The sequence below is a fragment of the Planococcus ruber genome (assembly GCF_022819085.1).
GTDB classification, from domain to species: Bacteria; Bacillota; Bacilli; order Bacillales_A; family Planococcaceae; genus Planococcus; species Planococcus ruber.
This window is the reverse complement of sequence record NZ_JALHAG010000004.1, coordinates 184,378-197,128: the sequence shown is the minus strand read 5'-3', so window position 1 is coordinate 197,128 and position 12,751 is coordinate 184,378. Positions and strand designations below refer to the sequence as shown.

Here is a 12,751-nt window from a genome sequence, read left to right as displayed (position 1 = left end):
CTATAGAATGACTATTCTGTTATGAAAGCGGGTATCTTACTAAGTGAACAAAAAATGCCAGGAGGGATTCAATGAAGATTCAAGCAGCAGTGACGCACGGGTTGGGTGAAGATTTCACATTAGAAGAAGTGGAACTTGGCGAACCGAAAGACCATGAAGTATTGGTGAAAATCGTGGCGACTGGCGTTTGCCACACAGATGCCGTTGCCCGGGATTTGGGTTTATCGCCTTTTCCGGCGGTGCTCGGCCACGAAGGAGCGGGCATTGTGGAAAAAGTCGGGTCAGCAGTTACGACGATTGAGGCCGGCGACCATGTCGTTTTGTCGTTTGCCTATTGCGGCCATTGCGAGAATTGCCTGACCGGCCATCCGACGGTATGCCTGAATTTTAATGATTTGAACTTTGGCGGAAAGATGCAGGACGGCACAAACCGGATTCACCATCACGACCATGCGGTTTCAACGTTTTTCGGTCAGTCGTCGTTCGGTACATTCGCGGTGACCAATGAGCGGAATGTCGTCAAAGTCGACAAAGAAGTGGATTTGACCCTCCTCGGCCCGCTTGGATGCGGAATTCAGACAGGTGCCGGGACGGTATTGAACCGCTTGAAGCCGGAATTTGGCTCTTCTATTGCTGTGTTTGGCAGCGGTGCCGTCGGATTGAGTGCTATCATGGCCGCGAAAATTGCAGGCTGCCTCAACATCATAGCGGTCGATATCCACGACAACCGGCTGGAGTTGGCGAAGGAACTTGGCGCCACTCACATACTGAAAGGCAAAAATGTGGATGTCGTTCAAGAGATCAAGGCAATTACGGGCGGCGGCCTGCATTATGCAGTAGAGACGACCGGTGTTCCTCCGGTCGTTAAACAAGCCATCCATTCGCTTCGCCCACTCGGTGCTTGTGCAATCGTCGGAGTGACACCAGAAATGACTTTTGATGTCCACAACGACATCATGGCAGAAGGGAAAACCGTGATGGGCGTAATCGAAGGCGACTCGATCCCGCAAGTTTTCATTCCGCAGCTCGTGAATTATTTTAAGCGCGGCCTGTTCCCGTTCGACAAACTGACGAAAGTATATGATTTTGAACAGATCAACGAAGCCTTCGAGGATTCAAAAAGCGGTTCGACCATCAAACCGATTGTTAAAATCGCTGAGTAATAAAAACGCTCCTGAAGTTTTTCAGGAGCGTTTTTATTTTATGTGGTATTCGGCTGCAGCTAATTCATCGCCATTGCTCCCCTCTTCTTTAGTTTCAAAATTGGCGCATGGCTGTATTCTTAAACGCATGAAGAGATTCTTGTGGAATTGTTGATGCAGCATCTTCAGAAATTGGAGAAAGACGCCCCTTTTCGCGTGTGATGGAAGTTCGCTAATAAAGCGGGCTTTTTTATTTCGCTTTTCTGGCAAAGGCCGACACAATTGAAGTTGAAACTCGATTAGTGTCAGAAGAAACTCCCATCGTGTCAATTGAACTCCGATGAGTGTCGAAAGAAACTCGGGTAGTGTCGATAAAGAGTCGAGTAGTGTCAATAGCACATGGAAATCGGGTGTGGATGGCTAACTAAGCACCCCTTACTTCCGTTTTTGATGAAAACTTGTTGCTTGCAGGCTTTTTTTATTTGCTCGGATTGGATCAGTTGTCGATAGAAAGTGATTTAGTGTCGATAAAGAGCCGAGTAGTGTCAATAAAACACAAAAAAGCCGGCCACCCTCAGATTCTAGGATCGCCGGCTTTTAGCTATTATAGATTTTTTAATTCTTCGATGCGTTTTTCAACAGTTGCGTGCTTCTCCAAGTAGTCGGCTTCTTTTTTGCGTTCTTCCGCCACTACCGCTTCCGGTGCTTTGGAAACGAAGCGTTCGTTCGACAGTTTGCCTTGAACGAGTTTCACTTCTTTCGCCCATTTCTCAAGTTCCTTTTGAAGGCGCGCAAGTTCTGCGTCAACATCGATCAAGCCTTCAAGCGGCATGAAGAGTTCTGCTCCCGATACCACAGCGGACATTGATTTTTCCGGCGCTGCAATTGATTGCCCGATCGTCAAGGTTTCCGGGTTGCAGAAACGCTCGATATACGCTGCATTCGTCGTCAAGACATTATGCGTATTTTCGTCTTTAGCCGAAATCGTCAATGGCACTTTCTTGCTCATCGGCGACTGCACTTCTGCACGGATTGTGCGCACTGCTGTGATGATGTCCATCAATAATTTCATGTTCGTTGACTGGCTTTCTTCGGTCAAGGAGTCATCCACAACCGGCCAAGCAGCAATCGTGATCGATTCGCCTTGATGCGGCAAGTTCTGCCAGATTTCTTCCGTAATGAACGGCATGAATGGATGCAACAGGCGCATTGTGTTGTCGAGTACATATGCAAGAACCGAACGCGTCATCCGCTTCGCTTCTTCGTCTTCCCCGTACAATGGCAATTTCGCCATCTCGATGTACCAGTCACAGAAATCATCCCAAATGAAGTTGTAAAGCGAACGCCCTACTTCACCGAATTCGTAGCGTTCTGCAAGATGTGTTACTTGTTCGATGGTTTCATTCAAACGTGTCAAAATCCATGAATCGGCGACTGACCGTTTGCCGGAAAGATCAATTTCCTCATACGTCATGCCTTCCATGTTCATCAATGCGAAACGGGAAGCATTCCAGATTTTATTCGCAAAGTTCCAAACCGATTCCACTTTTTCCATCGAGAAGCGGAGATCCTGCCCTGGGCTTGAAGCCGTTGCCAGGAAGTAGCGAAGCGAATCCGCGCCGTATTCGGCAATGACGTCCATCGGATCTACCCCGTTGCCAAGCGATTTCGACATTTTTCGCCCTTCCGCATCACGAACGAGGCCGTGAATCAATACGTCTTTAAACGGTTTTTCTTCCGTGAATTCAAGCGCTTGGAAAATCATGCGCGAAACCCAGAAGTTGATGATGTCATAGCCGGTTACAAGTGCGTCTGTCGGGTAGTAGCGTTTCAGTTCTTCATTATCTGCATCCGGCCAGCCAAGCGTCGAGAACGGCCACAAGGCAGATGAGAACCAGGTATCCAGAACGTCTTCGTCCTGCGTCCAGTTTTCAGCGTCCGCTGGTGCGTCCATGCCTACGTAAATTTCACCGGTTTCGTTATGATACCAGGCGGGAATTTGATGGCCCCACCACAATTGACGGGAAATGCACCAGTCGCGGATGTTTTCCATCCAGTGAAGGTACGTCTTTTCAAAACGGTCCGGCACAAAGTTTACGCCTTCTTCGCCTTTTTGAAGATCCACCGATTTTTGTGCCAATGGCTTCATATCTACGAACCATTGCGTCGACAGGTACGGTTCTACAACCGCGCCGCTGCGCTCGGAATGTCCAACCGAATGCATATGCTCTTCAATTTTGAATAAAACATCCATGTCCTGCAGGTCTTTGACGATTTGCTTACGGCATTCGAAGCGGTCGAGCCCTTCGTATTTGCCGGCGTTTTCGTTCATTGTGCCGTCTTCGTGCATGATCAGGACGCGCTCAAGATTGTGGCGATTGCCGATTTCAAAGTCATTCGGGTCGTGGGCAGGCGTAATTTTCACCGCACCGCTTCCGAATTCCATATCCACGTAATCGTCCGCAACGATTTCCATTTCGCGCCCAACAATCGGAAGAATGATTTTCTTGCCGATCAAGTGCTGGTAGCGCTCATCTTTCGGGTGAACCGCGACCGCTGTATCGCCAAGCATCGTTTCCGGACGCGTTGTCGCGATTTCGATATGCCCGCTGCCGTCAGCGAGCGGATAGCGCATATGGTAGAACGCGCCTTGCACATCTTTGTAGATAACTTCGATATCGGAAATGGCGGTTTTCGTCGCCGGGTCCCAGTTGATGATGTATTTGCCGCGGTAGATGAGTTTTTTCTCATACAATTTAACGAATACTTCTTTAACTGCATCCGACAAACCTTCATCCAACGTGAAACGCTCGCGGGAATAGTCAAGCCCGAGGCCGAGTTTCGACCATTGTTCACGGATATGGCCAGCGTATTCTTCTTTCCATTTCCATGATTCTTCCAGGAATTTCTCGCGTCCAAGGTCGTAGCGGGATTTGCCTTCTTCACGCAATTTCCCTTCCACTTTCGCCTGCGTCGCAATTCCGGCGTGGTCCATCCCCGGCAGCCATAATGCATCATACCCCTGCATGCGTTTCATGCGCGTCATGATATCCTGCAGCGTTGTGTCCCATGCGTGCCCAAGGTGCAATTTCCCCGTAACGTTCGGCGGCGGAATCACAATCGTGTACGGTTTTTTGCCACTTTCCGGTTTCGCTTCAAAAAATTTGTTGTCGATCCACCACTCGTAGCGGCCTTTTTCAATCCCTTGCGGATCATACTTTGTCGGCATTTGTTCAGTCATTGAAATTCCTCCTTTTAAAATAAAGTACGGACTTGAGCGTGGCGCGTTGTTTTCATAACTAATAATGAAAGAATTATTAACTTTCATGACCACATATGTTGAACTAAAGTATTAGCTGTTACAAATCGCTTCGGCGCTTTGGGCATGGCTCACACAATAAGCCGAGAAGAGCACTCGTCTTATTGCTCCGCCTAGCCCCTGGACGCGCCGGCGCTAAGGGATGCCTTGATATGGAGCAAAACAGCGGAGACTCCTGCGGGACCAGCGAAGTGCTGAGATCCACTCGGGCGTATAGCCTGAGTTAGCTTAGCGCGAGCCCGCGGAAAGCGTAGCTGTTTTGCGGAATATCGGCTGCTGCAGTTATCTAATTCAACTTTTAAAAGTTATTTAGAAAACAAAAAAACCCCTTCGTCTGAAAAGGACGAAGGAGTTGTTCGCGGTACCACCTTTATGCGCAAGTTAAAGAAACCTGGCTCTCAAGTTCGATAACGGATTTCACATCCGGTCCCCGCTACTCGAATTTCACGGAAACTGCTCCGAGGTGACATTCAAATGCTTGTTCATGAAAGCCTTTCACCACTCGGCCTTCTCTCTGAAATGCACGCACATTTTACTATCCTCATCAACGCATTAATTATTTACTTGAATTCATTGTACTCAATTTGCGCTTTTAGCGTCAAGCTTTTTCACGATAACGGCCACAATCGGAGATGCAACGAGCAGGATAAAGAACAGGCGGAATAAATGAAAACTCGTAATGAGCGCCACGTCCGCTCCAGCATTAAGCGCTGTAATCGCCATTTCCGCCATGCCCCCTGGCGCTGCACTCAAGAAGAAGTCGAGGAACAGATATCCTGGAAGCCAGCTCGTCAACAGGAACGCGATGACAGTTGAGAAAACGATCAGCAGCACATTGTTCACCACAATAGCTGCACCCAGGCGGATGTTCATCTTTTCACGAACCTGCTCCATTTGAAGGCCCAAGTTCGCCCCGATGAAAATTTGCGCCATGGCAATCAGCCAATACGGCATTTCAACGAGCACTTCCCCCGTAATCGTCTGCATGCCCGCCATCGTCAGGATGGGTGCGAGCACTTCCGCTGCCGGGAATCCGATTTTTTTCATGCCGAAGTAAATCAGGATTCCCGCAGCAATCGCCAAAAAGAAATGGCCCGGTGCGAACGAAAATTCCTGCGAGAGGATTTCGCCCGCTTCCCGTCCATTTAAAAACACTGTCAAAAACGGCACAATTGTGACGACCAATAGGATACGGAACGTCTGCATCATCGTGACGACGGTGACGTTCGCGGACTTGACGTCTTCCGAAATGACAACCATTTGCGATAAGCCCCCTGGCATGGAACCAAGCAGACTCGTCGCCAAGGTTTCATTCGCCATCTTGCGGAAAAGCAGGCCGAGAAGTAAAGAAAGTGCGACAACGGAAAGTGTGAGAAATGCCATGAACGGCAAATCAAACCACATCAAAAAGACCGCTTCCCGTGAAAATGACGAACCGATTTGGACGCCGAGAAGCACGAGCCCCGCTACTTTCAAAAATTTCGGCCAGTAAAATTTCAGTTTTGTAAATTGATTTAAGATCAAGAGCACGAACATTGGTCCGAGCAGCCAAGGCAAAAACATGCCGACAGCTTCAAATAAAGCCCCTGAAACAATCGCGATCAACGCAGTTATAATAAACGGTCTCACTAAATTTCCTACTTTCACTACATAAGCTACTGTCCATTCTACACTAAAAGAGAAGCGCTATGGAGTTTATGAGCAGTTTTCCGAGTGCTATGAGCATATACGCAGATTCTTTGGACACTCACCCTATTTTATTCCACAAAAAAGAGCGGTGGATTCATCAAAATCCGGCCGCTCTTCTCTTTTCTTCTTAACGTGCTAATTTGGCAAATACGTTGTGGAATGCTTCCACCGTTTTTGCGATGTGATCTTCTGTATGGGCAGTTGATAGGAACATGCCTTCAAACTGGGACGGCGGCAGGAAGATGCCTTCTTCCGCCATCAATCGGTAGTAGTCGGCAAATAATGCCGTATCGGATGTTTTCGCTGATTCAAAATCCACGACGTCTTCATTCGTGAAGAAGAAGCCGATCATCGAACCCGCACGGTTAACGGTATGCGGAATGTTGTATTTCTCAGCAGCCGCACGGAAACCGGCTTCCAGCTGGTCACCGCGTTCAATGAACGTTTCATAGCTTGCTTCATTTAAACGGCTTAAAGTTTCATAGCCAGCTGTCATCGCAAGCGGGTTGCCTGAAAGCGTCCCTGCTTGGTAGATGGAACCGCTTGGCGCCACTTGTTCCATGATTTCGCGCTTGCCTCCGAATGCACCCACCGGAAGTCCGCCGCCGATAACTTTGCCGAGGCACGTCATGTCCGGCGTTACGCCGAAATAACCTTGGGCGCAGTTATAGCCGACGCGGAATCCTGTCATGACTTCATCGAAAATCAGGATCGTGCCATTTTCCGTCGTCAAATTGCGAAGTTCCTGCAAGAAACCGTCTTTCGGAGGAACGACGCCCATATTGCCGGCAACCGGCTCAACAATGACAGCCGCAAGATCATCGCCGAATTCGCGGAATGCGTGTCTCACGCTTTCCAAATCGTTATAAGGAACCGTGATGGTGTTTTGCGCAATCGATGCCGGCACTCCCGGTGAATCCGGAAGGCCAAGCGTCGCGACGCCTGAACCTGCTTTGATTAACAGGCTATCGCCATGGCCATGGTAGCAGCCTTCGAATTTCAATATTTTATTGCGTCCCGTATAGCCGCGCGCTACGCGAAGTGCACTCATCGTCGCTTCCGTTCCTGAAGAAACCATGCGCACCATTTCGATCGACGGCACACGGTCCATGACAAGTTTTGCAAGTTCGTTCTCAAGCAAAGTCGGCGCACCTAAACTTGTGCCGGACATGGCCGTCGCCTGAATCGCTTTCACAACTTCCGGATGCGTATGGCCCAAGATCAGCGGACCCCAAGACAACACATAGTCAATATACGTATTTCCGTCGATGTCCGTGATCGTCGCACCGCTGCCGGAAGCCATGAAAATCGGATCCATATAGACTGATTTAAACGCACGCACCGGGCTGTTGACGCCGCCCGGCATTAAATTTTTCGCTTCGTTAAATGCTGCAATCGAATTTTCGTATCCCATTTATTTCTCCTCCAGCCAGCGTGCCGCATCTTTTGCATGATACGTCATCAAGATATCCGCTCCAGCGCGTTTCATGCTGAGCAAAGTTTCCAAAACGATCTGCTTTTCATCAACCCAGCCGTTCAGCGCTGCGGCTTTGACCATTGCGTACTCGCCGCTTACGTTATAGGCAACGATCGGCACATCAAAGTTATCGCGCACTTCACGGATGATATCCAAATAAGAAAGAGCCGGTTTCACGATCATGAAATCCGCACCTTCTTCGATGTCTGATCCTGCTTCACGCAAAGCTTCCAGGCGGTTCGCCGGATCCATTTGATACGTTTTGCGATCGCCGAACTGCGGAGTTGAATGCGCCGCTTCACGGAACGGGCCGTAATAAGCGGAAGAGTATTTCACGCCGTATGACATGATCGGCGTGTTTTCAAAACCGGCCTGATCCAAACCGTAGCGGATCGCTGCGACAAAACCGTCCATCATGTTGGACGGGGCAATAATGTCAGCCCCCGCTTTCGCTTGAGACACTGCTGTACGGGCGAGCAGATCAAGCGATTCGTCGTTCAAGATCACGCCATTTTCGATCACGCCGCAATGGCCGTGGTCGGTATACTGGCAAAGGCATGTATCAGCAATGACCACTAAATCCGGATGGCGGTCTTTTGCAAAACGGATCGCTTCCTGCGTGATGCCGTGGTCGTGGTAAGCTTGGGATCCGACAGCGTCTTTTTCATTCGGCACACCGAACAAAATGACGGAAGGAATTCCTAAAGAAACCACTTCGTCCAATTCTTCGCCTAGTCTATCCAATGAAAAATGGAATACGCCCGGCATTGATGAGATTTCCTCTTTTACATTTTCGCCTTCTACGACAAAAATCGGGTAAATAAAATCTTCTTTCTGTACGCTTGTTTCGCGCACCATGGAACGGATGTTAGCCGATCCGCGCAAACGGCGATGGCGTCTAAAATTCAATTCTGTCATTCTTGCAACTCCCTTTCGCTATTTCGTTGATTACTTCTAAATACGTATACTTTTTCGGGCGGTAATCGACCCGTCCGCCATTCTGTTTAATGGCATTTTCCGTAATGTGGCCAATGGCCGCCGTCCGGATACCTGACCAATCCCCACCGGCTTCCCGGTAAGCCGAGACTGCCGAAGGGCTGGCAAATATCACAATCAGTTCTTTCATCTTCATCAATGTATGTGCATTGCCGATTTTAAGGGAAGTTTCGTAAATTGTCCATTCATCGATTTGAAGCGGCATCGAAGCAATCGTACTCTTCGCAAGCGTCCCTTTCACAAACAGGCATTTCACATCACTGCCGGCAAATGCGGGAAATTCTTTTATAAAGACATCTGCACTATAGATAGAAGGAATAAAATCCACCTGGTAGCCATGCTGCTCCAACGTTTCCGCCGTCTTTTCCCCGACCGCAGCGATTTTTGCACGAGTGGAAACGTGCAGTTGGCAGAAAGCCTCTGCACTCGTCGCACTTGTGAAAATCAGCCAATCGTATTGCTCGACCGAAGGGATTTCGCTTTGGCGGATGGACGTCTCAATGAGCGGCAAATACAATGCTTTGCCGCCCAATTCCTCTACTCTCGAGACCGCTTCTTCCGGCTTTCTAGAACCGGTGAAAACAATGGTCTCACCCTTTAAACGCTGTATATTCTCAGACATTGCTCTCAGCTTTTACTTTTTGGATCAAGTCATAGCCGCCTTGCGCACTGATTTTTTCAGCTACAGTACGGCCTGCTTCGATCGGATCGCGGCTGACAGCTGTTTCTTTGAACACTTGTTCAGCGTCCGGCGACGAAATTAAACCGGTAAACGAAACTTCGCCTTCAGAAACGGTTGCATAGCCCGCAATCGGCACTTGGCAGCTGCCATCCATATCTCGTAAGAATTTGCGTTCTGCATGAACTGCAAGCGCCGTGTTCTCGTCATTCAGTTTTGCCAGTTCCGCAAGCAATTCGGTATCTTCTCCGCGGCATTCAATGCCTAGTGCCCCTTGGCCGATCGCCGGAAGGCATTCATCGACTTCCAGGAATTCCGTCACGATGTCTTCTTTCCAGCCCATGCGCTTCAGACCGGCAGCAGCCAGTAAAATCGCATCAAAGTCGCCAGAGCGCAATTTCGCAAGGCGGGTATCAATGTTTCCGCGGATCCACTGGATATCAAGGTCCGGGCGCAGAAGCAGCAACTGTGAGCTGCGGCGCAAGCTGCTTGTCCCGACAACGGCGCCAATTGGAAGGTCCATCAATTTCACATGATCGTTTGAAATGAACGCATCACGCGGATCTTCACGTTCCGGCACACAGCCAATGACAAAGCCTTCCGGAAGTACCGACGGCATATCTTTCATGCTGTGGACTGCAAAGTCGATTTCTTTATTGTAGAGCGCCTGTTCAATTTCTTTGACGAACAAGCCTTTGCCTCCAACTTTCGAAAGCGTTACATCAAGAATCCGGTCGCCTTTTGTTACGATTTCTTTTATTTCAAATTCAAACGGCGCACCTGCCGTTTTTAATTTTTCGATAAACTGATTCGTTTGTGTCAACGCAAGTTTACTTCTTCTTGAACCTACAATAATTTTTCTCATTTGAATCCTACCCTTCTTTAATACCAGAAATGAAATTCAGATAATCGACTTCCTAAAAAGAAGTTGATCAATAATAATAAAAACGCATAAATATGTGCCATGGCATACGGCATGCCGCTGAGCGCGCCTTTGCGGTTGCGGTACAGGATCCAGCTATACACAAGCAGCAGGACGAATGACCCGACAATTTTCATATCGAAAACCGAGAATTCATTGAGCGAAATGACGGCCCATTGAAACCCGAGGACGAGCGATACGAACAGCAAGGAAATGCCGACCAGTATCGAAATCGTCATGCCGAGCTCCGCTTGCCCAAGCGACGGCAGATTGCTCCATTGCTTTGTCCACTTTTTCTTTTTCAGCAGCCGGTACAAAATCATGTAAAGCGCTGAAAAAACGAAAGACAGTGAAAACGCCACATAGGACAGGATCGCAAACGTGATGTGGATCAAGAGCAGCTCGGATACGAGCGATTCCCCGACCGGCGAACGTTCGATCTGGACCGGTGCAAACGTATGAATGGTCATAAAGATAAATCCGATGATGTTGATAAAAAATACCGCAAAGTCAAATCGGTAAAAGATGCGCAGCACGAGCGACAACGTCACGAGCAGCCAGGCATAAAAATAGATCCCTTCGAAAAGGGTCAATATTGGAAAGCGCTGCGTTTCAATAATATACAGCGCCAAAAACACAGTCTGCAAAACCCAAACAATTCCGAGCAACGTCATGGCAATGCGGCTGGCTTTTTTCTCTTTATATAAATAATCGATAAAATAAAAAACAAGGCTGACAGCATATAGAATAACCATAGCTTCATGCAGCCTTGCCATTGTTATATCAGCCATCCTATTCCCCTTCGTTTCCATAGTTAAAGGCGCTTCGTATCTACATTTTAACATATAGATTCGAAAACGCCTCTTTCAGAAAGCTTAAAATGAATATCCGGGAATTTCCTGTTGCTCTGCCTGTTTTGAAGAAGCGGCTGCTTTAGGTTTAACGGCTGCCGTCTGCTTCTGGATTTCTGCTTCAACTTCCTCTTCAATGCCAAAGATTTGCTGGAACAATTCGAGCTGTTCCCGCGCTTTTGGCGCACCGGCCATTTCTTTCGCCTGCAAAATCGGATCTTTCAACAATTGGTTGATGATCGATTTTGTATGTTTGTTGAGGATTTTCTTTTCGCGGTCTGTCAGATCCGGCATTTTGTTTTCAATGCTCGCCATGGTTTCCGACTGGATGGCCAATGCTTTTTGGCGCAAGGCCGAAATCACTGGAACCACACCGAGTGTCGCAAGCCAATCATTGAATTGGTTCGACTCCTGCCCGATCATGGCCATGATTTCCCCTGCAGCGCGTTCACGTTCAGCCAAATTCGCTTCAACGATTCCCTGCATATCATCGATGTCATACAAGAAGACATTCGACAAATCTCCAATGCGCGGATCGATGTCACGCGGTACGGCGATGTCGACCATGAATAACGGTTTGCCTTTGCGGAGTTTCTCCACATATTGCATCAATTCGAAATCGATGACAAAATCCGTTGCACCTGTTGAAGAAATCAAAATGTCTGCATCAAGCAATGCACATTGCAATTGGTTCATCGGCAACGCTTTGCCTTCAAATTTCTCGGCAACCGCTTCCGCTTTCTCAAACGTACGGTTAATGACCGTCACGTGATTAGCGCCGCTGCCTTGTAGGTTCTTAATCGCAAGCTCGCCCATCTTGCCGGCGCCTAAAATCACGACATGCTTGTTTTTCAAGCTGCCGAAGATTTTTTTGCCCAATTCAACCGCTGCATAAGAAACCGATACGGCGTTCTCGCCGATGGCCGTTTCAGAATGCGCGCGCTTTGCGAGCGTCACGGCTTGCTTGAACAATTGGTTGAATACCGTTCCGGTCGTCCCGTATTCCTGGCCAGCCAGGAAACTGTTCCGGACCTGTCCAAGAATCTGAGTTTCACCAAGCACCATGGAATCGATGCCGGCTGTTACCCGGAACAGATGCTCAACCGCTTCTTCTTGTTCATAGACAAATAAATATTGGGAAAATGATTCTTGCGGAAGCCCAAAATACTCCGCCAAGAATTGCTTCACATAGTAGCGGCCTGTGTGAAGCTGATCGACCACTGCATAGATCTCTGTCCGGTTGCAGGTCGATACGATGACATCTTCCAATATGCTTTTTTGTTCTTTTAGCGCTTGCATCGCTTGTGGAAGTTCAGACTCGATAAACGACAGTTTTTCTCTGATTTCCACGGGTGCAGAGCGATAATTCACCCCGACTACTAATGTATGCATGGGATCAAAACACCTTTCACGTTCAATATTTCCTATCTATAAGTATACCACTATTATAGTTCCATAAGCTTTTCAAAATGTGAACAAGCCATGAAACTCTTACATTTTGCTGTAAAGTGGGCGGTAATATTATTACTTTATAATTATTATAATGTAAGTTTAGCAAAGCATCCTTCCGACAACAAGTATAACGCTCTTAGTCGAAATAGTGCGGCAACTCGTTAAGCATGCGGTCCGTTGTTTGCGGAATAACTGCGTTTACTTGCGGAATACGGAAGCTTATT

At 48.2% G+C, this 12,751-nt stretch carries 9 protein-coding genes and 1 other annotated feature; of the genes, 1 reads left to right on the top strand and 8 read right to left on the bottom strand.

The window, feature by feature from the left end; all coding sequences use genetic code 11:
• Positions 1–71 precede the first annotated feature (71 nt).
• Positions 72–1,163: an NAD(P)-dependent alcohol dehydrogenase gene (locus MTR82_RS08855; RefSeq protein ID WP_246808750.1), complete on the top strand. Its 1,092-nt coding sequence runs from the start codon at positions 72–74 to the stop codon at positions 1,161–1,163.
• Positions 1,164–1,746: 583 nt separating this feature from the next.
• Here the strand turns inward: MTR82_RS08855 and MTR82_RS08850 are convergent.
• The 8 genes from MTR82_RS08850 to hemA all read right to left on the bottom strand — a co-directional run bounded on the left by MTR82_RS08850 (position 1,747) and on the right by hemA (position 12,467).
• The gene (locus MTR82_RS08850) at positions 1,747–4,383 is read right to left on the bottom strand and encodes a valine--tRNA ligase (protein WP_279577039.1); all 2,637 of its coding nucleotides are present in this window, start codon (positions 4,381–4,383) and stop codon (positions 1,747–1,749) included.
• Between the two features lie 414 nt (positions 4,384–4,797).
• Positions 4,798–5,018, bottom strand: a binding site (T-box leader).
• Between the two features lie 22 nt (positions 5,019–5,040).
• On the bottom strand, positions 5,041–6,090 hold the full coding sequence (locus tag MTR82_RS08845; RefSeq protein WP_246808749.1) for an AbrB family transcriptional regulator: 1,050 nt from the start codon (positions 6,088–6,090) through the stop codon (positions 5,041–5,043).
• A gap of 187 nt (positions 6,091–6,277) precedes the next feature.
• On the bottom strand, positions 6,278–7,564 hold the full coding sequence (hemL, locus tag MTR82_RS08840; protein ID WP_246808748.1) for a glutamate-1-semialdehyde 2,1-aminomutase: 1,287 nt from the start codon (positions 7,562–7,564) through the stop codon (positions 6,278–6,280).
• Positions 7,565–8,545 carry a porphobilinogen synthase gene (gene hemB, locus MTR82_RS08835; RefSeq protein WP_052651891.1) on the bottom strand — a complete coding sequence of 327 codons (981 nt, stop codon included), beginning with the start codon at positions 8,543–8,545 and terminating at the stop codon, positions 7,565–7,567.
• Positions 8,526–9,245 carry a uroporphyrinogen-III synthase gene (locus tag MTR82_RS08830; protein ID WP_246808747.1) on the bottom strand — a complete coding sequence of 240 codons (720 nt, stop codon included), beginning with the start codon at positions 9,243–9,245 and terminating at the stop codon, positions 8,526–8,528. Before MTR82_RS08830 ends, hemB begins: the two co-directional genes overlap by 20 nt.
• The gene (hemC, locus tag MTR82_RS08825; RefSeq protein ID WP_246808746.1) at positions 9,238–10,167 is read right to left on the bottom strand and encodes a hydroxymethylbilane synthase; all 930 of its coding nucleotides are present in this window, start codon (positions 10,165–10,167) and stop codon (positions 9,238–9,240) included. The genes MTR82_RS08830 and hemC overlap by 8 nt, the downstream gene beginning before the upstream one ends.
• A 17-nt stretch (positions 10,168–10,184) precedes the next feature.
• Complete coding sequence (gene ccsA, locus MTR82_RS08820; protein ID WP_052651894.1) at positions 10,185–11,015, bottom strand: cytochrome c biogenesis protein CcsA; 831 nt, start codon at positions 11,013–11,015, stop codon at positions 10,185–10,187.
• A gap of 84 nt (positions 11,016–11,099) precedes the next feature.
• Entirely contained in the window at positions 11,100–12,467 is a 1,368-nt protein-coding gene (hemA, locus tag MTR82_RS08815) for a glutamyl-tRNA reductase (protein WP_246808745.1), read from the bottom strand.
• Positions 12,468–12,751: the final 284 nt, after the last annotated feature.